We start from the raw sequence: 25618 nt of genomic DNA on the forward strand, positions 1-25618 counted from the left end.
CTCCACTCGTCGGAGAGCCTGCGCCGGATGTAGTCGAGCAGGCCGGGCACCGCACGCACCTTCGCGGTCTTGGGCCTCGAACGACGTCCGGCGCTCATCCGCTGGGCCCGGTTCGGCTCATACTCGCCGGTGGATGGATTCGTGTTGCGCGCGAGCTCCCGGGACACGGTCGACGCGGGACGTCCGAGCCGTCTGGCGATCTCGCGCACGCCCATGCCGGCATGCCGCCAATCGGCGATGCTGATGCGACTCTCCAGATCCAGGAACCGTGGGCTGATCGTCTTCGACTCATGCATGACGGGAGCATACCGGATCACCACGGACGGCTGCACACGACGACCGCCGCTGGCGCCCCCGTTACGCCATACCTTGCCCGTACGCTTCGAGACCCCGACCGCTCTCGCGGCCTGCGTGTAGTTCATCCCGCCGGCTATGAGCTCCACGTACCGATCCCGACGCGCCTTGCACATCTCGCCACGAGTCGCGTACCCAACACCATCGAACACCCACCTGCCCACCCGAAATCTCCTCCCGGATCACCAGGTGTTGCAACGATCACTAGAACCCGCGCATGGGCGTCACCATCCCCCAGGCCGGCCACTACATCTCCGCATACGCGATCGGCGTGTGCGTGGGCACGCTGATCCTCGTCTTCGGACGCCGAGTGCCGCCGAAGAACCTCATCATCCTGTTCATGGTGCTGGTGGTGGTCGGCAACAGCATGTCGGCGTTCTCCGTCAACTCCGCCATGCTGATTCTCGCCCGGTTCATTTCGGGCCTGCCGCACGGCGCGTTCTTCGGCACGGCCACGCTGATCGCCAAGACCGTGGCCGACAAGGGCAAGGAGGCGCAGGCCGTCTCCGCGATGGTCACCGGCCAGACCGTGGCGAACATGATCGGCGTGCCCGCCGGCACCATGCTCGGCGAATTCCTGTCGTGGCGTCTCGCGTTCGGCGTGCTCGCCGCATGGGCAGCGGTGACGATCGTGCTTACGCTGGCGTGGATCCCCCGTATTCCCGCCGTACCGGACAAGGGTCTGGCCGGACAGTTCGAGTTCCTGAAGAAGCGCGGACCGTGGTTGATCCTCGCGGCCGTGTTCCTGGGCAACAGCGGTGTCTTCTGCTGGTGGAGCTATGTTTCGCCGTGGCTGACCAACGTGGGCGGCTACCCGTCCGGCATGGTGCCGGTGCTGATGATGCTCGCCGGATTCGGCATGGTGGTCGGCGGTCTCATCGGCGGCAAGATCTGCGACGCATGGCGGTACGCCGGCACCGCCGCGCTCGGCCAGACGATCTCCATGATCGGCCTGGTGGTCATCTTCTTCATTCCCGGCGGGCACGTCGGCACGGCGATCATGACGTTCGTGGTGGCGTTCGGTCTGTTCTTCGTCTCCTCGCCGCAGCAGCTGCTCATGGCCAACGCGGGCAAGGGCGGCGGCGAGCTGATCGGTGGCGCGACCGTGCAGGTGGCGTTCAACTTCGGCAACGCGGTCGGTTCCATGATCGGCGGAGCCGCGCTGACCATGACCAACATGGACTACCACTATCCGTCGCTGACGGGTGCCCCGCTCGCCCTGCTCGCCGTGATCTGCCTGGCCGTGTACTCCATGCGTCACGAGACGAACACCGGAGCGTACGAGCGCATGCGCGAAGTGCACGTGTGATCACACCAACGATGTGTGGGTAAGATCACAGGGATTTCGTCCGTCCGGCACTCCCCCGCGCCGGACGGACATCTAGACTTGGGAACGATGCGTAATCCACGGGACGCGACGAACGCGGACCGACGTATGACCGACCGGATCAGGGGGATGCATGGGCAACGAAGCGAACGGCGCATTTGACGTCAACGGATTCATTCAGGGACTCGACTCCATATTCTCGGCGCACGACGCCGCCACCAAGGCCGAACCGTACCTGCTGCACGCGCTCGACGAGGCGCGCCGACTCAACGACGACGCCGGCCAGCTCACCGTGATCAACGAACTGCTCGGCTTCTACCGCTCGCAAGGACGGCACGCCGACAACCTGCCACTGGTCACGGAATCGTTGGAACTGGCCAAGCGCATGGGGCTCGAGGGCAGCGACGCCTGGACCACCACACTAATCAACGCGGCCACCGCCATGCGCGCGGCCGGCAAGTACGACGACGCGGAACGACTCTACCGCGATGCACTGGAATCCGCGGAGAAGACCCTCTCCCCCACCGACCGCCGTCTCGCCGCACTGCACAACAATCTGTCCATTCTCTACAGCGAGACCAACCGGTACGAGCCGGCCGAGCAGGAGCTGCGCAAGGCGCTGCACATCCTCGAATCGTCGAGCGTGAACGCCGCCGAGGACGTGGACGTGGCGTCCACGCATACGAATCTGGCACTGATCCTGCTCAACGCCGACCGCGATAGCGAAGCCATGAAGCACGCGGCCGAAGCGCTGCGCATCTACAAGCGCGGGCATCTCGAAAACAGCGCACACTTCGCCTCCGCGCTCGCCGGCTACGCGCAGGCGTGCTTCCACGCCGGGCGACTCGACAACGCGGTGCGCGCCTACCGCAAGTCGCTCGCCGTGATCGAGGAATGCTACGGACACAACGACTACTACACCATCACCGAGGAGAATCTGGACGCCGTGGAACAGGCCGCGGCGAAGGCCGGCGTGAGCGTGCCCGCCGACGACGGTTCGGATTTCTGGAATGACGACAGCGATCAGTTCGTCGACGATTCGCAGACCGCCGCGCGCATCGCGGAGACGCCGGCCGCCACGGCCCGTCCGTCCATCAGTGGACTGGAGCTGGCGAAGCAGTACTGGCTGCATTGCGGCAAGCCGATGATCGCCGACCGCTACGCCGATTACAAGGGCCGCATCGCTGCCGGACTGGTCGGGCACGGTTCGGAATGCTACGGGTTCGACGACGCCATCTCGCAGGACCACGACTTCGCGCCGCGCTTCTGCCTGTGGCTCACCGACGAGGACTACACCGCGATCGGCGAGCGTCTGCAGCATGACTACGAGACGCTGCTGCCGCACGAGTTCATGGGATTCACGGTGAAGACCGCCGATTCGTCCACGCCGCGCGCGCAGGGCGCGAACCGCCGCGAGGGCGTGTTCTCGATCGGCGACTTCTTCGAGGGCATCACCGGATATCGCGAGGCGCCGGGCAACGACCCGTCCAAGGCGCATGAATGGCTGCTGCTCGACGAGGCCACGCTTGCCGCGGCGACGAACGGCAAGGTGTTCGCCGACCCGCTGGGACAGTTCTCCAAGACGCGTCAGGGATTCAAGAACATGCCCGACGAGGTGCGCGTCGCACTGCTGTCGCGCAGGATCGGCATGATCTCGCAGGCCGGTCAGTACAACTTCCCGCGCATGATCGAGCGTGACGACGGTGCTGCCGCATGGCTGGCGATCGACGAGTTCGTCAAGGCGACCGCATCGTTCGTGTATCTGGTCAACGAGCCGATCACCGTGGGCTATCTGCCCTACTACAAGTGGAGTTTCGCCGCGCTGCGCAGGCTCAGCCGGGGTCTGGCCACGCGCATGTCCGACGTGTGCGAACAGCTGGAGACGCTGCTGCGCATCTCGTCGGCAGCATGCTACGGCGGTGCGGGATTCGGCGAGGGAGGCAAGGGCGCTGGCCCGGCCGTGAAGCAGGTCAACGAGATCATCGACCATATCTGCGGGCAGATCGTGACCGAACTCAAGCGCGACGGGCTCACCCGCAGCGACGAGACCTTCCTCGAATGGCAGCGCCCGTACGTGGAGGAGCATATCGCCAACCCGTGGCTGAAGAGCCTGTGAATCCGCGGATTCAAGCCTTTATCGTCACGAGATCATCGGTACGAAATCATCGTCACGAGATCACAAAAGCCGAATCGGAAAACACAAATCAGAAAACGAGGAGTCCACACATGACCACCACCGACGCCGCGGACAAGAACGTGCTGACCAGCACGCTGTGGTACGACGACCAGCGTAATGTAAACGAGCAGGCGCACAAGGCCGAGCTGATCGTGCGTCACGAATGGCAGCAGTTCCAGCAGGTCAACAACGAGGGCGGCCGTGCCAACTGCCAGGGCAACTGGCCTACCTTCCATCAGATGCGCATCAGCCAGTTCCTCACGTGGCGTCTCGATCTGCTCGACAGCTACGCGCAGGATCTCGACGACGCCGACGAGTCGGGGCGCAATCTACTCACCGAGAAGTACGCGCGCATGATGGAGTCCACCGAGCCGGAGCGCTATCACAGGGAGCTCGAGCCGTCGCTGCCCGTGCTTGACCCGGAACGCGTTGCAGCGCAGGAGGCCGTGATCAAACAGCAGGTGGCGTGGGCGCGCGACTTCCGCGAGCGCTATCCGAAACTCGGTCAGGCCATGCGCGTGCTGACGACGGACGAGGACGTGATCGGCACGACGTCGTTCGAGACGTATCTGCGCGGCGAGCTCGGCACGTATTCGGACCGTACGTTCCACAAGTACGCACTGATGGTGATCGATCTGCGCAACGCCGGCGTGAACCTGACCGAGCAGACGATCGCCACGACGGTGATCCTCGGCGGCTTCGACGGTCTTGATGAGGCCGAGGCCGCGCAGTAGGACCGGTGATCGGGAATGGCGGATCGTTCGGGCGGATGAGCCGCCGTTCCCATGTCTCCGTCCCACATTGTGCGATGGGTATTCCGTAAATGGACATCCTGCCTTATGATGAGGGTGTTTCATCAATCAGAGCATCGTCGCCCGGCCATGACTGTCGCGTTTCAACAATGTCGGGGGAAATCGTGGGCGACGTGGCTCCCAACATGCTAAGGAGCATGATGCTGAACAACGAGTATCTCAAGCGCGTCTACGCACAGGTGGAGCAGCGCGACGGAGACCAGCCCGAATTCCTGCAGGCCGTGCGCGAGGTCTTCGAGACCCTCGAGCCGGTTGTCGAGAAGCACCCCGAATACGAGAAGAACGGCGTCCTCGAGCGCATCGTCGAGCCCGAGCGCGTGGTCAAGTTCCGCGTGGCCTGGGTTGACGACGAGGGCAAGGTGCAGGTGAACCGCGGCTACCGTGTTCAGTTCAACTCCGCCATCGGCCCGTACAAGGGCGGTCTGCGCTTCCACCCGACTGTGAACGAGGGCGTCATCAAGTTCCTCGGCTTCGAGCAGATCCTGAAGAACAGCCTGACCACGCTGCCGATGGGTGGCGGCAAGGGCGGCTCCGACTTCAACCCGAAGGGCAAGTCCGACGCCGAGGTCATGCGCTTCTGCCAGGCCTTCATGACCGAGCTGTGCCGTCACATCGGCCAGTTCACCGACGTTCCCGCCGGCGACATCAACGTGGGCGGCCGTGAGATCGGCTATCTGTTCGGCCAGTACAAGCGCATCCGCGACGAATACTCCGGCGTGCTCACCGGCAAGGGCCTGGAGTTCGGCGGCTCGCTCGCCCGCACCGAGGCCACCGGCTACGGCGTGTGCTACTACACCGCCGAGGCGCTGCGCGTGCTGAAGAACGATTCCTTCGAAGGCAAGACCGTGGTGATCTCCGGTTCCGGCAACGTGGCCATCTACGCCGCGCAGAAGGCCGAGCAGCTGGGCGCCAAGGTCGTGACCGTGTCCGACTCCAACGGCTATGTCTACGATCCGAACGGCATCAACGTGGACGTGGTCAAGCAGATCAAGGAGGTCGAGCGCGGCCGCATCAAGGAGTACGCCGAGCGCGTCGAAGGCGCCGAATACCACGAGGGCTGCTCCGGCGTGTGGACCGTGCCGTGCGACATCGCCCTGCCGTGCGCCACCCAGAACGAGATCAACGAGGAGTCCGCCAAGGCTCTCGTCTCCAACGGCTGCAAGGTGGTCGTTGAGGGCGCGAACATGCCGAGCACCCCGGAGGCCATCGCTGTGTACCAGGAGAACGGCCTGCTGTACGGCCCGGCCAAGGCCGCGAACGCCGGTGGCGTGGCCGTCTCCGGTCTGGAGATGAGCCAGAACAGCTACCGTCTGTCCTGGACGTTCGACGAGGTGGACGCCAAGCTCAAGAACATCATGGAGACCATCGTCGCCGAATCCCTGGCCGCCGCCAAGGAGTACGGTCACGAGGGCGATCTGATGCTCGGCGCCAACGCCGCCGGCTTCGTCAAGGTCGCCAACGCCATGGTCGCCCAGGGCGTGCTGTGATCCATACGCAACTGTCGATTATGCGCATTATGGCATAAAGCGACAGTCATAAAATCGGCTCTGTCGACGGTTTCCATCGTCGACAGAGCCGATTTTTTATTTGTTCGCCGGCATCATATGCATGACATGACATCTTGGGACATGACGTCTTGGCACCGGCACCGTTATTCCCGATTCCGGCGGACTGTGCGGATGAGGACGCCGGCGATAATGGCCAGGCCGGCAACGGCGAGGACCGCGGCCAACAGGAGGGCGTCAAGTGAACCGGAATGTATGGAGAAGATCGGTTCGGGGAAACGGTAGACGGTAAGGAAGCCGAAGCTGGCGAGTATGAACAGGAGTAGACCGAAGACGACGGTCAGGACGCTGATGCCGGTCTTCCAGGGGGATGGCGTTTCGGTTTCATCGGGTGCGGCGGCAGCGGCGCTTCGTTGATTATTGATATCCCCAGTGTTATGCGCAGCGGTGTGTACAACGGTGGATTGCTTTGGGGAAATATCCCCAGACTTATCGTCGCCGTCCACAGTGAGACGAACCGATTTCCCGGGAATCGGGATCGTGGGCTCGGCCAGGGTATCGGATACGAATCCGCTCGACGAGCCGGCACGGAATTTCTCAGTATAGGGGACATCGGACTCGGTTTCGTGGTTTTCCGCGGACCGTGTTGCGGAGGAATCAGCGGAGGCGACTTTCGGAAGTTCGGTGGTGCTGACGGAGTCGGCGGAGAAGAGGGGGACCTTGGCGGCGTTGGCGGCGAAGGGGTTGGCGGGGAGCTCGGCGGTGATGTCGGCGAGGGAATCGGTGGGTGTGGGGTTGGGGGTGTTAGTGGGCATGGGTTGGGTCCTTTTTGTGTGGAGTAGGTTTGCTGGAGGCTGCTAGGGAATTGAGGCTAGACGAAATAGCGGTGGCGCTCCCCTCAGCCAGCTGCGCTGACTGAGGGGAGGGAAGCCGGACTAGTGATTGTCGAAGGCGCTGACCTCTATGGAGGCGAAGCGGACGGTGGCATCGATGCGGAGGAGTTTGGTGTCGTCGGTGGTCCAGTTAGTGGAATAGTCGTACAGGTCTTCATCGGAATCGATGTCCGAGCCATCCGAAGTACCGTTTTCGGAAGTGTCGTCTGAAGTCGCGGCATCGGAACCGTCACCGGAATCCTGCGCATTCGTATCGCCAACCGAACTCGTATCACCAACCACACCGGAGCCATCGGCCGAACCGGTATCTGAATCGGTGCTCGGCGCCATGGCGGCGGGAAGCTGACCGCTGGAGAGGTCTCCGTCTGCCGCAAAGGTGAATCCGCTCAGCAATGGCGAGTTCGAGGAGAGACCCCGCAGTCCGCTGACTGCCATCGGGTATCCCATCGCGTCGTTGCCCAGCAGGAATCCGCAGCCGCGCGGCATGCGCACCACCAGCTGCGTGTATTCCACATTCAGGTGGATGGTGCCGGTCGGGCATTCCGCGGCATCACTGAGATTGATCGTCGCATGGGAAAAGCCGCCCGAATGTTCGCCGCTGAGCGTCAGTCCGTCGCGGTACATCCGCATCTGGTCATCGCCACTGCCCAATTCGAGATTCGAATACACGTTTTTCACCGCGTAGTTGCGCGATTCATCGGCAGACGACGTGCCGGCATACGTGACGCCGGTCATCGCCAGTATCGTCACGGCGATGAACAGCAGTACGGAGATCGGCAGCAGACCGCCGGATTTACGGCCAAGGAATCCCAGTACCACCAGCACGATGCCGACTACGGCGGCCGCGGCGCACACCCAGATCAGGATGGAGCGAATCATCTCCTGAGGATCCGCCTGCGTTATGGCGTTCATCAGCAGCACGCCGGCCAGCGAGACCAGCATCAGTCCGCAGACCACGCCGACGACGAGGAATCCGGCCGGACGCCGACGCAAACGCGGTTTGGGACTGACGGGAACGGACGCATCGGCGATGGGCTCCAGCTGGACGGATGAGGTTTTTGCCGCAGAACTATTCGTATCGTCAATCTTGGCCATCGCCGCAGTCGCAGTCGCCGCTGTATCAGTCACACCATCTGACGCCATGACAGTCGTCGAAGATGCATCAGCCGACGGCGCATCCACTCCCCCGGTCTGCGCGTTCCGCATCTCATCCTCCAGACTGCGCACAGGACGGACCGCGGACGACGGCCTCACCACATACTGCGCGCGCGACCCGCTCCAATTGAGGAATGCGAGGAACCCGATCGTGACGAAGACGAACATCCACCAGCCGACCGTGTCGACGCGCCCGTCCGTCATCGTCGCGGGAAGGTTCACCATGGCAAGGAATCCCGCCCAGAACATGAGGCTCGCGCCGACCAACGGCCACGACAGCTTGCCATGACCGAGTCGCTGCAGCAGAATCTGGCCATCGCGACTGTCCGGCAGAATCAGCCACGCCAGTCCGTACACGGCTGCACCCACGCCGAAGAAGCAGCAGGAGGCCACGAACACGGCCCGGATCAGCAGTTCACTCACGCCGATGCGGTAGGCGATACCGCCGCACACGCCGCCGAACCATCGGTATGGCGAGCGCTCGACGGCGCTGTCGCGCACCCATCGGAAGAAGCGGGATTCTTTGGGCGGTGCGGTCTTGTCATGCACGGTCGTATCGTGTGCGGTTGCGCCGTGCGAAGTCTTGTCGTTGTCGTTCATATCTTCATGAGACCACGGCGACATACCATCCGTCTATGGGGGTTTGCCCTGACATTGCCTGACATTTTCCGCGCGATCGCCTGATTTTTCCTGAGATCGGCGGCGGTTCGGCATGGTCCGCGCATGGCTGCGGTAGGAATGGAGGCATGATGATCGTATTGCAAGCCCCGCCGATCGTGACGCGCCGCACGATCGATGGCATAACCGCGGAGGGCGCGACGCCGGACGCGACGGGAACGGTGGAAGCCGTTGTCGCGAATGCATCTGCCACGGTACCGCTTCAGCCGCTGGCCCCCGCGCACGTTCCGCTATTACGCCCCGATCGCAGTCATGGCGGATTGCTGTGTGGGGCATGCTCCGGACTGGCGGCGCATCTGGGATTGCCGACGCCGTTGGTGCGCGCGTTCATGGTGCTAGCCACGCCGCTGTTCGGGTTCGGACTGGTGCTGTATGTCTTTCTCTGGGCGTTCGTACCGAAGGGCGATCCACGTTCGGCCGAGCGGGAGCGCGTCGATGTGATGAGCATGCCGTTGGCCAGGGGGAACGCGGATGTGATGGGAACGGCCGCCAGATCAGCGGATATGGCGGCCGCCTCGACGAACGCCACGACGGCCGCGAACGGCTTCTCCCCCGCCCGAAGCCGTTCGTTCACCGATCTGCTGCACGACGCGTCCACCATATCGGTGATCGTGGCGGCATATACGGTGATCGTTCCGCTGACGGTGCTGCTGGGGAATCTGTTTCATGAGGTCTCCCCTGCGATCACGCTGTTCTTCGCCGCCACCGGCGTACTGGCCGACTGGGCACTACGGCGGTATCCGCGTACGTCGGGACGAATCAGTCTGGCCACCGGGGGGGCGCTGCTCGCGGTGGCGCTGCTCGCCTTCTCCACGTATATCGGGTATGAGCGGACCGCCAACCGGTCGCTGCGTGTGATCGTCTGTGTGCTGCTGCTGGCCGGCGCGGCCGCGTTGATGATCGGGCCGCGCGTCACGGCGATGACCCGTAGACTCGCCGACGAGCAGGCGGCCAAGGAGCGTGAGGAGGAGCGCGCCGACATGGCCGCGCATCTGCACGACGGCGTATTGCAGACGCTGTCGCTGATCCAAGTGAATGCCGATGATCCGGCGATCGTACGGCAGCTCGCCCACGCCCAGGAGCGGGAACTGCGGTCGTGGCTGTATCAGAGGCGCAGTACGGAGTCGCAGTCGTTCGTCACCGGACTCAGGGAGACGGCCGCCGAAGCGGAGGCCCGCGTGGGCGAGCCCATCGATGTGGTGACGGTTGGTGACGTACAGCCGGACGAGTCACTGACCGCGCTGCTCGAGGCCACGCGCGAGGCGTTGACCAACGCGGCCAAGCATGGTCGGCCGCCGATCAGCGTGTACTGTGAGGTGATGGACGACGGCGTGGACGTGTATGTGAAGGACCATGGCGATGGCTTTGACCCGAACGCCATTCCCGAGGGGCGGCTTGGCGTGCGCGAGTCGATCATGGGCCGTGTGATGCGGCGCGGCGGTCAGGTGGAGATCGAGTCGTCCGCCGAGTTCGGCACCGAGGTGCACATGCACATGCCGGTCGCTGCGGGACGGCCGTGACCGCGTGACCATAGGAAGCGTGTGACAGAAGGAGAGGACGTGATGGATGAGATGATGAGTGGCAACGATTTCGACGAGGGGGCCGGTGACGATCGACGCATCACCGTGGCCATCGTGGACGATCATGAGGTGTTTCGTGCCGGCGTGATCACGATTCTTGGCGACCGGTTCGACGTGGTCGGGCAGGCCGCGGACGTGGAGGGCTCGGTGGCGATGATCACACAGACCAAACCGGATGTGGTACTGCTTGACGTGCATGTGCCCGGCGGCGAGGGCGGCGGCGGCGCGGAGATCATTCTCAAGTCGCGGGAAGCCTCGCCCGAGTCGGCGTTTCTGGCGTTGTCCGTGTCGGATTCAGCGCAGGATGTGGGCGCTGTGATTCGTGCCGGCGCGTTGGGGTATGTGACCAAGACGATCTCGCGCATGGATCTGGTCTCCTCGATCCATCAGGTGGCGCAGGGGTATACGGTGTTTTCGCCGAAGCTGGCGGGATTCGTGCTGTCCATGTTCCAGGCCGGGGCGGCGAGCGCCGGAACCGCCTCCGGTTGGAACGCGAGGTCTGGCTCCGACTCGGATTCCCGTACCGGATACGGCATCGACTCCGAGGAATTGGACCAGCTCACGCCGCGCGAGCGCGAGGTGATGCGATTGATCGCGCGCGGCTACACGTATCGCGAGGTGGCGGCCAAGCTGTTCATCTCCGTGAAGACCGTGGAGACGCACGCCTCGCGCGTGCTGCGCAAGCTGCAGCTGTCGAACCGGGCGGAGCTCATTCGATGGGCGTCTGATCGGAGTATTGTGTGAGGTTTTGTTCGGGGCACCGGGATTGCCGGTTCACAAAACGCAGATACCGGGCCTGACGCCTTGTATTGCAACGCGCACGTCCGGGTATCTGCGTTTTGTGAACCGGCGACGTCCGAGACCCACACCCAATCCCTCATAACGTAACCGGAAGGCGAACAGAAGCTTTCAACTTCCTACAGAACCTCCCATTCCCATGTGCGAAGTAATACAGTGGATTAATATGACTCTTCGTTTTCGCAGGAACGGCACCTTCCGCGTGCTTCAGATGGCCGATATTCAGGACGGACCGAACGTCAATGAGGATACGCTTCGCCTGATCCGGGCGGCCATCGCCGAGGGGGATCCCGATCTCATCGTGTTTACCGGCGACCAGATCCGCGGATACGATCCCGCATACATCGACACGTTCCTGCGCCGGCGCGACGACGAGCCCGGCGAGCACATCCGCGCAGTAACCAAACTTGAGGCCCGTGTGCGCGGCATCACGCCGATGGACGAGTCCGGCCCCGACGTGGACGCCGATTCCGCGAATCATCAGGCGCTGCTCGCCGCGGCGATGGACGCCACCCGGCAGAAGGTCCGCCGCACGTTCGCCGCGTTCCTCTCCCCCGCGATCGAAGCGCATGTGCCATTCGCCGCGACCTATGGCAACCATGACTTCCAGTGCGGCGTGCTCGTGGACGAACAGGATGACATGTACCGTGAGTTCGACGGGTGCCTGAATCCAAAGACCGACACCGTTCCGAAGACCGACGACGACTCGCAGACCAAGGGCAATGCCGACCCGTTGGCCTGCGAGCCCGGCACGTTCGCCCTGCCGATCGCTGCATCCGACGGCAGTGATCGCATCGCCATGAGCGTGATGATGGTCAACTCCGGCGACTACGCCGGCAAGGCGGGCGATGAGGACGGCGAGCCCGCATCCTACATGGAGGGCACCCCGCAGGCCCTGCACTCCATCACGCACGAGTTCTACGCCAAGCATTCCCGTGCCCTCGATCTGGCCGACAGCGCCGGCTACGGCTCCCCCAGCCCGGAGGCGCTGCAATGGCTTGCTGACGTGCAGCATCATCTAGGTGAGGTCAACGGCGATGGCAAGCCCGTGCCGGCCATCGCGTTCCAACACATTCCTCCGCAGGAGTTCTACCGTTGCCTCCGCCCTGTGCCCGCATGGACGCCGAACGCCGTGGAGGGCACGCGCGCCTTCGCCGGGCAGTGCTATGTGATCGACGAATCCGTGTGCCGCCCAGGCTCTATGCTCGGCGAGTCGATCGGCTGCCCGGACGAGAATTGCGGCGAGGTTGATACGTTGCGCAACACCGGCGGTTATTTCGCACTGTTCACCGGCCACGACCACAAGAACTCGTTCATCGGACACGTGGACGGCCTCGATCTGGGATACGCGCCAACCTGCGGGTTTGAATCGTACGGCCCCAAATCGGCATTGCGCGGCATCCGCCTGTTCGTATTCCACGAGGACGATCCGGCGGCCTACGATTCGCGCATGCTCACGTTCGGCGAACTGATCGGACCGCACAGCGGCGACGAGGTGCGCGTGTTCTTCGGCGATCATCTGATGACCGACGGTGCCTCGGTACGCAACCAGCTGCGCCGCCCGAAGGTATTTGCCGCCGCACTGCTCACGCTCGCCGCCACCGCCCACGTGGTGTGGCACAGCGTGATTCGTCGCCTGTGGTACCGGTAGTGCACGATTCCTAGCGACGCGAGAACGCTCCGAACTGCGCGAGCTGGGCGCGGGCATCGAGCGCGTTGGTGAACACGAAGGACCGGAATCCCGATTCCTTGGCACCGCGCACGTTCCACATCTTGTCGTCGATGAACACGGACCGGCCGGGATCAATGCCGAACCGTTCCGCGGCCAGCTCGTAGATGCGATGATCCGGCTTCTTCAACCGTTCCGTGGACGAGACGATCACGTCGCGCAGCAGCCGCAGCGACGGATACTTCGCCGTCGCATAATCCACGGCGTCCTGCGTGAAGTTCGTCAGACCCCACACCGGCACGCCACGCCGCGCCAGATCGTTCAGCAGCGTATCCATGCCGGTGATCATGCCACGGAACGCCTGCTCGCGATGCGCATAGTACACGTCGAACATGCGCTCGCAGTCCTCGCCACGATGATGCGCGCGGTAGTCGGCGGCAGCCTCCTGTGGATCGAGTCCGATGTCGAGCAGACCATCGTAGTGCCACATGCCGTACGGCGCATCCTCGTCGTAGAAGTCCCTCCACGCGTCGACGCCGAACTCCCCGGCCAGCAGATCATACGTGCCGCTCTTGGGATCCCAGTTGAGCAGCACGTCGCAGAAGTCGAACACGACGTTGAGATCGCCGCGTGAATCATGATTATTCCCATTCATATCGGCGACACTATCACGCACGACCGCACCGGGCCGGAACTAGACTGGCATCATGAGACGAAGTCTGGTCGATCTGTACACATGGCGCCCGCAGGTGGTGGCCGCGCTGCATGATGCGTTCGGTGAGCGCCTGCAGTGCGTCGGCCTGCAGGGCAGCTATCTGCGCGGCGAGGCCAATCCCGACAGCGGCATCGATCTGCTCGTCATTCTCAACGACATGACCATCGACGATCTGAAGACGCTGCGTCGGGTGATTCGCGATCTGCCGTACGGCGAACGTGTGGTAATGTTCGCGTCCGGCCGCCGTCAGCTCGTGCATTGGCCGATGTATGAACTGTTCCAGTTCGCGCAGGGCACGGAGACGTGGTTCGGGAGTCTGACGAACAATCTGCCGAACATGGAGCCGCGCGATACTGTGCTGGGGGCGCAGGCCAGTCTGGCGAGCCTGTATCATCTGACGAACAACGCGTTCCTGCGGCATGACGACGATCTGGAGTCCTGTGTGGAGTCGCTGCACGCCGCGTACAAGCATTTCTTCTTCTCCCTGCAGATCGTCGAATATCTGCGGACCGGCCGGTTCCTGCCCACCAAGAACGATCTGCTTGAGGTGTGCGTGAGGGATGGCCACGATAACGAGGCGCGGATGATGGAGCTGAGCATCGACGACAATGCGATCCGAACGGCCATCGCCGAATATGGCATCGATGAGCCGTATCGGTGGCTGCTGGAGTGGGTTGGTCGTTCAATGCGGCTGCTGGGCTGACGGCAGCGGTGCGCGATTGGTCAGTGTGCGTTCAGTGCACGACCGGCTGATATGCAAAGGGCTCCCCGGTAGAAACCAGGGAGCCCAATCGCGGACAGAACGAGATTCGAACTCGTGGTGGCTTGCGCCACAACGGTTTTCAAGACCGTCTCTTTAGACCGCTCAGACATCTGTCCACGGAATTCACATGCCGGAGTTCCCGACACGCAAAAGCACGCGAACCATCATAATGCAAAGCGGCCGGTTCGCCAAACCGCGGTCTTTGTGTTCCCGTCCCCTCCTGTCCTGGTGTGATTACACCAAGGGGAACAGAATGCGGATCACTTGGCCTTAGCGGCCTCGCGACGCTTAAGATCAACGTTGAGCCACACGGCGGTGAGATAGGCGAGTACGGCGAAGATGGCGCCGAACGGGCCGAGCCAGCGCATGCCCACGTGGTCGGTCACCAGACCGCCGACGGCCGAGCCCAGTGCGATGCCGATGTTGAACGACATGGAGTTGAACGACGACGCGAGGTTCAGCGAGCCGGGGTGGGTGGCGGCGGCCACGTCCATGTACAAGATCTGCGATGACGTGTTCTGCAGGTACATGAGGAAGCCGAGCACGAGCAATACTGCGCAGCCGATGAGCGGGTTGAGCACGGCGAAGGGCAGCGCCACCATGAACACCGCCTGGATCAGGTAGATCGGACGGCCCTTGACCAGCGGCACCACGCCACGGCCGCGGTCGCCGAGCTTGCCGCCGTACAGGTTGCTGCCGAGACAGGCCAGACCGTACGCGGCGAGCGCGAACGAGATGTACTGTTCGGGGATGCCGATCTCCTGTTCGAGGATCGGGGTGAGGTACGTGTAGAACACGTAGGTTGCGGCCGCGGCGAACACGACGGCGAGGATGCCGCCCCAGATGCGCTTTTCGGTGAAGATGAAGAACTGGGCGAGGAAGCGCGACTTGGGCCCGTAATGGTTCTTCGGCAGCACGACGCACATGAGCACGATCAGCGCCACGGTGAGCAGGTTGATCACGTGGAACGACCATCGCCAGCCGAACATGTTGGCGATGGTGGTGCCGATCGGCACGCCGAACACGGATGCGATGGAGAAGCCGGAGAACACCCAAGCCACGAACTTGGTGCGGTTCTTGGGTGTGGCCACGTCGTCGGCGAACGTCATGGATACGGCCACGGTGGTGCCGGAGATCAGTGCGATCACGATTCGCGCTGCCACGAGCATGCCGTAGCCGACGGCGAACGCGCACATGAGGTTGCCGATCAGGAACACGATGGCAAGGAACAAGAGGGTGCGGAACCGTTCGAACCGGGAGCTGATCGAGGCGCCGATCGGCGTTGCCGGCGCGTAGACGAACGCGAACAACGAGACGAGTCCTCCCACGGTGGTCAGGGACACGTTCAGGCCTTCGGCGATGTCCGGGAGGATACCAACGATGATGAATTCACTCATGCCGAGCATGAAGCTCATGGCGACCAGTGAGATCACCGGCAGGGTGAAGAACCGGTCGTCACGCGGGGCAGGCCGACCAGCGGAGGCTACGGACTCCACCGCGGCCTTGGAGGATTCGCTCTTGACGTTCTTCTGGCTGGCGCTTATCTGCTCCTGCGTCATCGTTGATCTCTTCCTTGCGGAACCCCCATGACGGGGATGATTGTTTACGGAACGAGAAAAAAATAACGCTGTCATCCGACAATCGTCACGACAGAATACGCTAACGATTACGTCGGAGACAGCGTTTGCGCACAGCGTCGTGGCGGCGTGCCTGTTCGCCGCCACGACGCATTCGACGCTATCGAGCCACTGCAGCGTCGTAGTCGGAGAGCACCGTCTCCTTGAACCACCGTCCCTTGGGCCCCACGAAGGTGGTGATGCTGTTCAACGGTACGGTCAGGAAGAACATGGCATTCACCTCGTCGTCGATCCAGAACGTGGATCCGTCCTCCTCGAATTCGGCGGCGCGGGCGTTGAAGATCGCGGATCCGACCGGATCGTCGAGCCATTCCTTGATGGTGGACATGTCGGTCAGACGCAGAGTCTTGCCGTCGCCGTCGAGCGTAACGGCCGCGGCATCGGCCACGTCACGCGATGACGAGGCGAATTCGATCATGTAGTCGCCGGCCTCCACATGCCAGTCCTCGTACCGTTCTGACCAGTAGGCGAACGCACGATCGTCAAGATCGAATTCGATGGTCCGGCTTTCGCCCGGCACGAGATGCACCTTGGCGAACGCCTTGAGCTCGTGGCAGGGGCGCACGGCGGAAGATGCATGGTTCGGCGCCACATACACCTGCACCACCTGGGAGCCTTCACGATCGCCGACGTTCGTAACGACGACGCTGGCCTTCGCGCTGGTCGGTCCGGTCGCCTCGACCCTGGCGTCGCCGATCTCGAATTCGGTGTAGCTCAGTCCATAGCCAAATGGATAGGCGACTTCGAGGTTGCGACTGTCGTAGTAGCGGTACCCGACGAAGATGCCCTCGCCGTAATCCACATAGCCTTCGCCGCCTGGGAAGTTCACCGTGGACGGGTTGTCCTCGATGTCCAGCGGGATGGTTTCGGACAGGCGTCCGGTGGCGTCCACGTCGCCGTACAGCACGTCCGCCGTAGCCTGACCGCCGGCCTGACCGAGTAGCCAGGCCTCGAGCAGACCCTTGGCGTCGGACTGCCAGTCTCGCACGGACACCACCGCGCCGTTGGACAGCACCACTACGACGTTCGGATTGACCACTGCCACGGCATGCAGCACCTCGATTTGCTTGGCGGGCAGGTCAATATCAGTGCGATCATAGCCCTCGGATTCAGCAAGGTCGGGCAGTCCAAGGAACATGACTACCTTGTCGGCGTTCTGCGCGGCGGCGACGGCCTCGCCAGTCAGCGCACCGTCCTGCTTGGTGTCGTCGAGTGTGAATCCGGGGGCGAAGGTGGCGTCCACACCACGTTCGGCTAGTGCGTCGAGGAAAGAGACCATACGGGTGGGGTTGATGTGGGAGGAGCCACCTCCCTGATAGCGCGGGGTGCGTGCGAACTCGCCGATCACGGCGATGCGATCGTCGGCGGCGAGGGGCAGGATGCCGCAGTCGTTCTTGAGCAGCACGATGGATTCCTGAGCGGCACGGCGCGCGAGCGCATGGTGGGCGTCTTTGTCAAACGTGTAGTCGCGTTCCATGGCGGGTCGGGCCTTCTCGAGCAGATCGAGCATGCCCTGCGCCATGCGGTCGAGCTGCTTTTCGTCAAGGCGCCCCTCACGAACGGCGATCACGACGTCGTCGTCGGTGTTGCTTGGTGGCATTTCGAGATTGAGACCGGCGGCCACAGATGCGGCGCGATCGTGCACGGCACCCCAATCGCTCATGACGATGCCGTCGTACCCCCATTCGTCGCGCAGAACCTTGGTGAGCAGCCATGGGTTTTCCGAGGAGAATACGCCGTTGATCTGGTTATAGGAGCACATCATGGTCCATGGCTTGGCATGCTTGACGATGTATTCAAACGCGGACAGGTAAATTTCACGCAGCGCACGCTCGGTGATGCGCGCGGAGATACGCATGCGGTCGGTCTCCTGATTGTTGGCGGCGAAGTGCTTGAGCGACGTACCGATGCCCTGCGACTGTACCCCTTCGATGAGCGCGGCTGGCAGACGTCCGGCGAGCACCGGATCCTCGGACCAGTATTCGAAGCAGCGACCGCCGAGTGGGTTGCGCTTGATGTTCACGCCGGGACCGAGGATAACGGCCACCTTCTCCTGCACGCATTCCTCGCCCATGGCCACGCCGACCTCCCGTACGAGTTCGGGGTTCCACGAGTTGGCGAATCCCGCCGCAGGAGGGAAGCATGTCGAGGGAACGGTGTCGTAGAGTCCAGAGACTCCGGTTGACCGCTTCATCTTGCGCAGTCCGTGGGGGCCGTCGGTGATCATGTATCCGGGAATGCCTTTGGATTCCACACCGGTCAGGTGCCAAGCGTCGGCTCCCGATGTGAGCGCCGCCTTCTCCTCAAGCGTGAGTTCGTTGACGTTTACCATGATGTGCTCCTTTGCTGGTGTCGTTTACAGACGGGTGTTCGATAGGACCGATGGGGACCAATCAATGGGTCGATGGGACGGAATCGTGGGAGGTTACTTGGCCTTGCGGATCAGGGCGATGAACACGCAGGAGACCACGAGCACGATCGCGCCGATGAGGAAGGCAAGTTGATAGCTGTCGAACGCCATGACGATGATCGACGTGGCGACCGGACCTGCCATCTGTCCGACGGTGTTGGAGAGGTTGAGGATGCCAAGATCCTTGCCCGCTTCTGCCTTGCTGGGCAGCACGTCGACATTGAGCGCCTGGTCGCAGGCGTTGTACACGCCGTAGCCGAAACCGTACAGGCCACTCCACGCGTACATGGCCCAGATGCTCGGCGCGAAGGCGGGAATGAGGAAGCCGATGGCGATGATCACGGCGGCGCCGATCACCAGCGCCTTACGGCGTTGGATGAGATCGGACAGCGGGCCGGTGACCGCGGACGCGATGAGGGACGCGACCATGATGATCACGGCGGTGACGGACAGCACCGCAGCGGATCCGGTGGCGTCGAGTCCGATGTACTGCTGCAGAATGTACAACTGGTAGTTGACGATCATGTACATGGAGGTGACCATGAACAGGCGTCCGAACAGCGCCAGATAGAAGTCACGGCAGTTCTTGGTAGGCGGAGTGAACGCCTTGATGAGCGAGCCGAAGCCCTCGTTGGTACGGGGCAGGTTCTGCGCAGAGGGTTCCTTGGGCCAGATGACCACGACGAGCAGGCCGGTGACGCCGAGCAGCACGCCGGACAGGAGGATGCCGAAGCCGAGGTTATGGATGAGCTGGGCGCCCACGATCTGTCCGACAGACTGGCCTACCGTCACGCCGAGGCCGTAGGCGGCCGACATGCTGGCGCGGTTGTTCTCCGGCACGCGATCGGATAGTACAGCAAGGAACGGCGCGAGCAGCATGTTGAGGAAGAGCTGCGCACCGCACCAGCACAGGATGATCAGCGCCGGGCTGCCAACCACGGAGGTGAGCCAGAGGAACAGGCCGGCGAGTGCGGCACCGATAATCATGAACGGTGAGCGACGCCCGAAGCGCGAACGGGAACGGTCGGACAGCGTGCCCCACAGCAGGTTGGCGACGAGAGCCACGAATGCGCCGATGGAGTTGAGCTGGGCAACAAGAGCAGTGGGGTTGCCTACACCGTCGTCGAGGAATCTCTGCGGCAGCAGAATGCCGATGGCAGCTGCGAACGGCGCGTACCACAGAATGCCGCACAGCAGGAATCCCGCGAGGAATCGCACGCGCTGGGCCATGGTTATGGGCTGGTTGGCAAGAGCTTCAATCGCGTCATGCGCACTGATCGCCCCCTTGGGCGGTTCGGGTCCGTTTTTCTTGTGCTCCGTCTGTGAGGCTGTCATGCTCATTCACTCCTTTGATTATGAGCCGCTTCGCCGCCGGCGAAGCGCATCCTTCCATGCCTCGACGCGGTAGGTCTGCTTCGACTCCACACGTCGAATGATCAATCGGCCGGATCGGTCGACCAGTTGATCACAATCGTCAATCGGCGACCGTTGATACGACCGTCATCAACACGGTCGTTCCTCATGTTTTTGACTTGAGTAAAAATTGACCGCAAGTAAAAAATATACCAGTCGGTAAAAAATATCAAGAATGTTGAAATTTAAGGCGTGTCTCACCTATTCGAGCAACAAATCGTCAATAATTCGCAACATCAATCATCATGTACACGATCAGCCGCCATGCCCTTGCTTTACCATTAGGTAAAAGTAATGTACGATGGTACATGCGATGGGCACGGTCGCCCATCCACGCCAACGCACAGGAGAGAAGCCATCATGAGCAAGTTCGACGATCGTCTCGACACGATACTCGACGCAGCCACGGAACTGATGGCCAGATACGGCTTCTACGGCACCTCGCTCGAACGCATCAGCGACAAGACAGGCATGAGCAAGCAGAATCTGCTCTACTACGTCAAAAACAAAAAGAATCTGCTGACGCTGATCATCACCGAGCGGTACGACGAGACACCGGAATTCGTGGAATTCATCAGGCGGCATACACCCGGCACCGTGGACTATGAAGGCCCCGCACCACTGCCCGCCTACTACCGTCTGCTGGCGCGCGTCAACGAGAAGCGTCCCGTGTTCGTGCAGTTGTTCAGCATGCTCAACGCGGAGACGCTAGAACCTTCACATCCCGCGCACGACTACTTCGTCAAGCGCGAGAACAAGACGCTGGAGTGGGCCTGCCAAGCCGCATGGCAGGTCCCGGACGGCGTGGATATACGCGCCACGATGCGCGTGTGCGACGCCACCATGGACGGCATTCAGGTGCAATGGCTGCATAACCCCCAGATATCGTTGACCAGTCTCTGGGCCGACTGCGAGGAACGACTCTTCCCCTCCCCCGTCTGGGACGGCTATCGCTGACCGGACCGCCGCACGGAACCATCAGGATAATCATCGGCCGGGAAATCCCCGACGCAGACTCGGGAGACTCGGAAAAACACGGCCGCAATACAGAAAGCCCCCTCCAAGAAGGAGGGGGCTTCAACAGCCCGCGATCGGGGCCAAGGTACAGGGAATCAGGCCTCCCAGGTGGTGGGCTCGATGACCTCGCGGCCGCCCATGTACGGACGCATGGCGGTCGGGATCACGATGGAACCGTCCTTCTGCTGGTGGTTCTCGAGGATGGCCACGAGCCAGCGGGTGGTGGCCAGCGTGCCATTGAGCGTGCTGACGGAACGGGTGGAGCCGTCCTCGGTGCGCTCGCGAATGTTGAGGCGGCGGGCCTGGTACTCGGTGCAGTTCGAGGTGGAGGTCAGCTCGCGGTAGCGGCCCTGCGTCGGCACCCAAGCCTCGCAGTCGAACTTGCGGGCGGCGGAGGAGCCGAGGTCGCCGGCGGCGGTGTCGATGATGCGGTACGGCAGTTCCATCTTGCCGAGCATCTCCTGCTCCATGCCGAGAAGGAACTGGTGCTGGGCGCGGGAGTCCTCCTGCTTGCAGTAGACGAACATCTCCACCTTGTTGAACTGGTGCACGCGGATGATGCCCATGGTGTCCTTGCCGGCGGCACCGGCCTCGCGACGGTAGCAGGAGCTCCAGCCGCAGTAGCGCAGCGGGCCGTTCTCCAGGTTCAGGATCTCGTTCTCGTGCATGCCGGCGAGCGCCACTTCGGAGGTGCCGACCAGGTAGTCGTCGTCGGGCTCGCGCAGACGGTAGATCTCGTCGGAGTGCGCGTTGAGGAAGCCGGTGCCGGCCATAATCTCGGGGCGCACGAGCGTCGGGGTGATGGTGGTGATGAAGCCGTTCTGCTCAGCCTGGTCCACGGCCATGGTGAGCATGGCGATCTCCATGCGGGCCACGGCTCCGCGCAGGAAGTAGAAGCGAGATCCGGAGACCTTCACGCCGCGGCGCATGTCGATGCCGGCCACGCCCACACCGAGGTCGAGGTGGTTCTTCGGCTCGAAGCCCTCGGCGGCGAAGTCGCGCGGGGTGCCGATCTTCTTGACGACCACGTAGTCGTCCTCACCGCCTTCGGGGGCTTCCGGCTCCACCACGTTGGACAGCTTCCACATGGCGGTGGTGTATTCCTCGGCGGCCTTGTCGGCTTCGGACTTGTATTCGGAGACCTTGTTGGCCAGTTCCTTGGTCTCGGCGATGATGGCGGCCTTCTGATCGGCCGGAGCGGAGGCGACCTTCTTGCCCATGGCCTTCTGCTCGGCGCGGGCGGCCTCGAATTCCTTCAGTGCTTCGCGACGGGCGGCGTCGGAGCGCAGCACCTCGTCCACGAGTTCCACGGATTCGCCACGCTTGCGCTGCGATTCCTTGACAACGTCGGCGTGTTCACGGATGAATTGAATATCAAGCATATGGCTTACGTTAACGCCCACATGAGACACTGCCGGCAACGGTCTTTCGTTGATTTTTCCGATGGTTTTTGTGCGGAAAACGAAGAAATCCGCGAGCCGTTGCGCCCTTGAACAGGGGATGGATAACACAATGGAAAGTATGTTGTCATCGTTGTCTCCAGTCTGGATCGTGCTCATCGCGATCGCCGTGGTCGCCGTGGGCGTCGCCGTTTTCCTCGCCGTTCAGGCGTACCGCAAGCACCGGCTGGCGACGGCCATCGTGCAGCGTGACAAGGCGCCCGTGCACTACGCGTTCATTCTCAACCCGTCCAAGCCCGGCGCCGAGGAGGTCAAGGGGCAGATCCTCGCGTTCTTCGAGTCGCATCATCTTGCCGAACCGATGATCGTGGAGACGCAGCTCGACAAGGACGGACGCGACTGTGCCAGGGAGGCCATGGAACGCGGTGCGGACGCGATCGTCGCCGTGGGCGGCGACGGTACGGTGCGCACGGCGGCGAGTGCGGTGGCGGGTTCGGATCGTCCGTTCGGCATCGTGCCGATCGGCACCGGCAATCTCTTCGCCCGCAACATGGGCATTCCGATCGGCGACGTCGACGCGGCGCTCACCGTGGCCACGTCGCATGGTTCGCGCAAGGTCGACATGGGCCGTCTGGCGTTGCTGGATTCGGAGGAGCCGGAGCGCAAGCACGCGTTCCTGATCATCGCCGGCATCGGCTTTGACGCGGCGATGATCGACGACACCGATCCGGCGCTGAAGAAGAACATCAGCTGGCTTGCGTACTTCGTCGGCGGCGTGAAGAACCTGTTCACGCCGCGCTATCACGGCGACGTGACGATCATCGGCACGGACGGCAAGGAGCAGACGTCGAAGAACATCTCGTTCCGCACGTTCATGGCCGGCAACTGCGGTCAGATTCCGGGATTCTCGCTCATGCCGGAGGCCGCGTACGACGACGGTATCCTCGACTTCGAACTCATCGATACGACCGGCGGACTGATCGGCTGGGCGAACCTGTTCGGCGACGTGGTGCATCAGACGATCACCCGCAAGGCCGAGCAGAATCCGTTGTCGACGAATTCGTCGGTGGATCAGACGCAGGGTGTGCGCGCTCGCATCCGTTTGGAGAAGCCTGCGTTGGCCGAGGTGGACGGTGATATTCTCGGCAAGACCTCGCTGATCGAGTTCACCGTGGAGCATCGTGCGCTGTGCGTGCGCGTGCCTGAGGTGCCGGCGACCATGCCGGACGCGACGGGAGTGATGGAGCCGGTGAAGGTGCCGGCTGCCGGGGACTCCGAGCTTGTCGAGGAAGCGACGGCAATGGCGTCTGACGACGATCGGTCACGGGCGGCTCAGGAACAGCAGTCTTCCAAGGATTAAGCCGCTCGCTCCCCTCAGTCGCCGTTGGCGACAGCTCCTCTCCAAGAGGGGAGCCAATGCCTATTTACTCTGCGGAAAGGCGTGCCAGCGATCGACGGAGTGCAGAGAGCCGGGCGGGGGCGACGGACAGCGAGGTCACGCCCATCTCCACCAGCTTCGGCGCGATGCGCGGATCCCCCGCGGCCTCGCCGCACACTCCTACAGGCTTGCCGGTCTCACGCACCGCCGCACCGACCATGGCGATCAGCCGCATCACCGCGGGATTCGCCGGGTCGAGCAGGCCAGAAACGGCGCTGTTGCACCGGTCCGCGGCCATCACGTACTGCGTCAGATCGTTCGTGCCGATCGACGCGAAATCCACCACGTCCAGAATCTCCCGCGCACACAACGCGGCCGCGGGGGTCTCGATCATCACGCCCACGTTGGGCAGTCCGTACGCACGGGCCTTGCGGGCGAACCATTCAGCCTCCTCCACGGTGGCGATCATCGGCGCCATGACCCACAAATCGACATCCCCATACGTGCGATCAAACGCCTCGGCGAGCGCGGCGAGCTGATCATCAAGCAACGATTCATATACCCGGCTCAGGCGAATGCCGCGCACGCCGAGTGCCGGATTCGGCTCCGCGTCGCCGTCCGTCCGCGGCAGGAACGCGAGAGGCTTGTCGGAGCCCGCGTCGAGGGTGCGGATCACCACGCGTCTGCCGGGGAACGCGCGCAGCACCCGTTCATAAAGGTCGGCCTGTTCCGTCACGCTCGGCGCATCGGCACGGTCGAGGAACAGGAATTCGGTGCGCAGCAAGCCCACGCCATCGGATTCGGCGATCGTTTCGCCCATGGCGGCGAGGTCCTCGGAACCACTGAGGTTGAGCAGAAGCTTGACCTCCCTGACTTCAGGGTTGGTGTCTGCGGTGACGCTGCCGCCCTGGGCAACGGCGGCGCCCGGCACGCCGGCCGCACCCGCATCCGAATCCGAATCGTCCGGCACGGCTGGATCGCTGATCGTTTCGGCTCCCAACCCCAATTCCGCACCGGGGTCCGGCTGCTCCCGAAGCAGCGCGATCTCACGGTCGGTGGGGTCGAGCACGACGTCGCCGGTTTCGCCGTTGAACGCAATCATGCGCCCACCGGCGGAATGTGAATCGTCGTACGAATCGTCGGTCATGGCATCGAATAGTCCGGTTACGCGCATGACGGTGGGGATGCCGGCCTGTGTGGCGAGGACCGCCGCGTGCGAGGTGGCGCCGCCCGCTTCGCAGACGATGCCCAGCACCATGTCGCGGTTCGTGCCCAGCAGCATCGTCAGATCGGCCGGTGCCAGTTCCCTAGCCACGATCACCGACGGCTCGGACAGTGCCGGTATGGCATGGGCGCCGCCTTGCGCTCCCGTGCCTTCGCCGACGGCTCTCTTCTCCATCGCGGCGAGCGTACGGTCGCGAATATCTTCCAGATCGGCCACGCGTTCGGCGAGACGACCGCCGAGATTGCGGAACAGCGCCGCATATTCCTCCACCGCGTTGCGGACGGCGAGCTTCGGACCATCGCCCATGTGCAGTCGCTTGGATACCGCGTTGATCAGCCCCCGGTCCACGGCGAGCAATGCCGCCGCCTCGAGCATGGCCCGGGCATCGGCAGAATCGGCCGACGCTGCGAGATCTCGATACTCTTGTGCGACGTTGGCCATCATGCCCGCGATGCGTTCGGTTTCCGCGTTCGGGTCGGCGCAGGGAGGCTCGGGTTCGGCCGCGGCGACGTCTCCCCCGATTCGTCCGGCGAGGATGACGGCCGGCCCGGCGACCGTTCCCGGGCAGATGCCGATGCCGTGGAAGGTGGATGGGGTGGAGGATGGCATGGGGATGGGGATCCTTTCGAGGAAATCTGGTGATGCGGGATGGGCACCCTCTCTCAGTCCGGGATAGCCGGACAGCTCCCTCCTAAGAAAGGAGCATGGGTAAG

At 63.1% G+C, this 25618-nt stretch carries 18 protein-coding genes, 1 tRNA gene and 1 pseudogene; 10 read left to right on the plus strand and 10 right to left on the minus strand.

What is annotated here, in order from left to right; genetic code table 11:
* Positions 1-470, minus strand: a 470-nt coding sequence (locus tag Tam10B_RS02720; RefSeq protein ID WP_456297848.1) for a helix-turn-helix domain-containing protein, incomplete at its 3' end; no start/stop codon positions are given.
* A gap of 104 nt (positions 471-574) precedes the next feature.
* On the opposite strand from Tam10B_RS02720, the pseudogene Tam10B_RS02725 reads away from it, so the two are divergent.
* The 4 genes and pseudogenes from Tam10B_RS02725 to gdhA form a co-directional block, all read left to right on the plus strand.
* Positions 575-1663, plus strand: a pseudogene (locus Tam10B_RS02725) (MFS transporter); the annotation flags it as partial.
* A gap of 151 nt (positions 1664-1814) precedes the next feature.
* Positions 1815-3797 carry a DUF4037 domain-containing protein gene (locus Tam10B_RS02730; protein WP_093959742.1) on the plus strand — a complete coding sequence of 661 codons (1983 nt, stop codon included), beginning with the start codon at positions 1815-1817 and terminating at the stop codon, positions 3795-3797.
* Positions 3798-3940: 143 nt separating this feature from the next.
* Positions 3941-4591: a DUF4125 family protein gene (locus Tam10B_RS02735; RefSeq protein ID WP_408606624.1), complete on the plus strand. Its 651-nt coding sequence runs from the start codon at positions 3941-3943 to the stop codon at positions 4589-4591.
* Between the two features lie 218 nt (positions 4592-4809).
* A complete protein-coding gene (gene gdhA, locus Tam10B_RS02740) occupies positions 4810-6156 on the plus strand; it encodes an NADP-specific glutamate dehydrogenase (RefSeq protein ID WP_093959744.1) in 1347 nt (448 codons plus the stop codon).
* A 164-nt stretch (positions 6157-6320) separates the two neighbouring features.
* Here the strand turns inward: gdhA and Tam10B_RS02745 are convergent, their stop codons facing one another.
* Positions 6321-6989, minus strand: a complete 669-nt coding sequence (locus tag Tam10B_RS02745) for a hypothetical protein (protein ID WP_093959745.1) — start codon at positions 6987-6989, stop codon at positions 6321-6323.
* 120 nt (positions 6990-7109) lie between these two features.
* A complete protein-coding gene (locus Tam10B_RS02750) occupies positions 7110-8822 on the minus strand; it encodes a PspC domain-containing protein (protein WP_158214108.1) in 1713 nt (570 codons plus the stop codon).
* Positions 8823-8968: 146 nt separating this feature from the next.
* Here Tam10B_RS02750 and Tam10B_RS02755 point away from each other — a divergent pair, with 146 nt between their 5' ends.
* The 3 genes from Tam10B_RS02755 (at position 8969) to Tam10B_RS02765 (ending at position 12929) form a co-directional block, all read left to right on the plus strand.
* Entirely contained in the window at positions 8969-10420 is a 1452-nt protein-coding gene (locus Tam10B_RS02755; RefSeq protein WP_093959747.1) for an ATP-binding protein, read from the plus strand.
* A gap of 54 nt (positions 10421-10474) precedes the next feature.
* Positions 10475-11224, plus strand: a complete 750-nt coding sequence (locus Tam10B_RS02760; protein WP_093959794.1) for a LuxR C-terminal-related transcriptional regulator — start codon at positions 10475-10477, stop codon at positions 11222-11224.
* A 220-nt stretch (positions 11225-11444) separates the two neighbouring features.
* On the plus strand, positions 11445-12929 hold the full coding sequence (locus Tam10B_RS02765; RefSeq protein ID WP_093959748.1) for a metallophosphoesterase family protein: 1485 nt from the start codon (positions 11445-11447) through the stop codon (positions 12927-12929).
* A gap of 10 nt (positions 12930-12939) precedes the next feature.
* On the opposite strand, the gene Tam10B_RS02770 is transcribed toward Tam10B_RS02765, so the two are convergent.
* A complete protein-coding gene (locus Tam10B_RS02770; protein WP_093959749.1) occupies positions 12940-13602 on the minus strand; it encodes an HAD-IA family hydrolase in 663 nt (220 codons plus the stop codon).
* 52 nt (positions 13603-13654) lie between these two features.
* Between Tam10B_RS02770 and Tam10B_RS02775 the strand changes: the two genes are divergently transcribed.
* Positions 13655-14365, plus strand: a complete 711-nt coding sequence (locus Tam10B_RS02775; RefSeq protein WP_143248511.1) for a nucleotidyltransferase domain-containing protein — start codon at positions 13655-13657, stop codon at positions 14363-14365.
* A 91-nt stretch (positions 14366-14456) separates the two neighbouring features.
* On the opposite strand, the gene Tam10B_RS02780 is transcribed toward Tam10B_RS02775, so the two are convergent.
* The 4 genes from Tam10B_RS02780 to Tam10B_RS02795 form a co-directional block, all read right to left on the minus strand.
* Positions 14457-14541: transfer RNA gene (locus Tam10B_RS02780), tRNA-Ser, on the minus strand.
* 144 nt (positions 14542-14685) lie between these two features.
* Positions 14686-15840: an MFS transporter gene (locus Tam10B_RS02785; protein WP_332881254.1), complete on the minus strand. Its 1155-nt coding sequence runs from the start codon at positions 15838-15840 to the stop codon at positions 14686-14688.
* A gap of 322 nt (positions 15841-16162) precedes the next feature.
* Positions 16163-18394, minus strand: coding sequence for an exo-alpha-(1->6)-L-arabinopyranosidase (locus Tam10B_RS02790; RefSeq protein WP_093959752.1), 2232 nt, complete (start codon positions 18392-18394; stop codon positions 16163-16165).
* Between the two features lie 93 nt (positions 18395-18487).
* Entirely contained in the window at positions 18488-19807 is a 1320-nt protein-coding gene (locus tag Tam10B_RS02795; protein WP_158214109.1) for an MFS transporter, read from the minus strand.
* A gap of 438 nt (positions 19808-20245) precedes the next feature.
* Here Tam10B_RS02795 and Tam10B_RS02800 point away from each other — a divergent pair, with 438 nt between their 5' ends.
* Positions 20246-20842, plus strand: coding sequence for a TetR/AcrR family transcriptional regulator (locus Tam10B_RS02800; protein ID WP_158214110.1), 597 nt, complete (start codon positions 20246-20248; stop codon positions 20840-20842).
* A 155-nt stretch (positions 20843-20997) separates the two neighbouring features.
* Here Tam10B_RS02800 and serS read toward each other — a convergent pair whose 3' ends face one another.
* Entirely contained in the window at positions 20998-22284 is a 1287-nt protein-coding gene (serS, locus tag Tam10B_RS02805) for a serine--tRNA ligase (RefSeq protein ID WP_093959755.1), read from the minus strand.
* A gap of 139 nt (positions 22285-22423) precedes the next feature.
* Between serS and Tam10B_RS02810 the strand changes: the two genes are divergently transcribed.
* Complete coding sequence (locus Tam10B_RS02810) at positions 22424-23662, plus strand: diacylglycerol/lipid kinase family protein (protein ID WP_093959756.1); 1239 nt, start codon at positions 22424-22426, stop codon at positions 23660-23662.
* Positions 23663-23726: 64 nt separating this feature from the next.
* On the opposite strand, the gene Tam10B_RS02815 is transcribed toward Tam10B_RS02810, so the two are convergent.
* Complete coding sequence (locus Tam10B_RS02815; RefSeq protein ID WP_158214111.1) at positions 23727-25514, minus strand: putative PEP-binding protein; 1788 nt, start codon at positions 25512-25514, stop codon at positions 23727-23729.
* Positions 25515-25618: the final 104 nt, after the last annotated feature.

The sequence above is a fragment of the Bifidobacterium vansinderenii genome, from assembly GCF_002234915.1.
Lineage (GTDB): Bacteria > Actinomycetota > Actinomycetes > Actinomycetales > Bifidobacteriaceae > Galliscardovia > Galliscardovia vansinderenii.

Bases quoted from the DNA above. Each gene is read 5' to 3' on its own strand.
- Tam10B_RS02730 (WP_093959742.1), top strand. From the start codon at position 1,815: ATGGGCAACGAAGCGAACGGCGCATTTGACGTCAACGGATTCATTCAG.
- gdhA (WP_093959744.1), top strand. From the start codon at position 4,810: ATGCTGAACAACGAGTATCTCAAGCGCGTCTACGCACAGGTGGAGCAG.
- Tam10B_RS02745 (WP_093959745.1), bottom strand. From the start codon at position 6,989: ATGCCCACTAACACCCCCAACCCCACACCCACCGATTCCCTCGCCGAC.
- Tam10B_RS02750 (WP_158214108.1), bottom strand. From the start codon at position 8,822: ATGAACGACAACGACAAGACTTCGCACGGCGCAACCGCACACGATACG.
- Tam10B_RS02755 (WP_093959747.1), top strand. From the start codon at position 8,969: ATGATGATCGTATTGCAAGCCCCGCCGATCGTGACGCGCCGCACGATC.
- Tam10B_RS02760 (WP_093959794.1), top strand. From the start codon at position 10,475: ATGAGTGGCAACGATTTCGACGAGGGGGCCGGTGACGATCGACGCATC.
- Tam10B_RS02765 (WP_093959748.1), top strand. From the start codon at position 11,445: ATGACTCTTCGTTTTCGCAGGAACGGCACCTTCCGCGTGCTTCAGATG.
- Tam10B_RS02770 (WP_093959749.1), bottom strand. From the start codon at position 13,602: ATGAATGGGAATAATCATGATTCACGCGGCGATCTCAACGTCGTGTTC.
- Tam10B_RS02775 (WP_143248511.1), top strand. From the start codon at position 13,655: ATGAGACGAAGTCTGGTCGATCTGTACACATGGCGCCCGCAGGTGGTG.
- Tam10B_RS02785 (WP_332881254.1), bottom strand. From the start codon at position 15,840: ATGAGCTTCATGCTCGGCATGAGTGAATTCATCATCGTTGGTATCCTC.
- Tam10B_RS02790 (WP_093959752.1), bottom strand. From the start codon at position 18,394: ATGGTAAACGTCAACGAACTCACGCTTGAGGAGAAGGCGGCGCTCACA.
- Tam10B_RS02795 (WP_158214109.1), bottom strand. From the start codon at position 19,807: ATGACAGCCTCACAGACGGAGCACAAGAAAAACGGACCCGAACCGCCC.
- Tam10B_RS02800 (WP_158214110.1), top strand. From the start codon at position 20,246: ATGAGCAAGTTCGACGATCGTCTCGACACGATACTCGACGCAGCCACG.
- serS (WP_093959755.1), bottom strand. From the start codon at position 22,284: ATGCTTGATATTCAATTCATCCGTGAACACGCCGACGTTGTCAAGGAA.
- Tam10B_RS02810 (WP_093959756.1), top strand. From the start codon at position 22,424: ATGTTGTCATCGTTGTCTCCAGTCTGGATCGTGCTCATCGCGATCGCC.
- Tam10B_RS02815 (WP_158214111.1), bottom strand. From the start codon at position 25,514: ATGCCATCCTCCACCCCATCCACCTTCCACGGCATCGGCATCTGCCCG.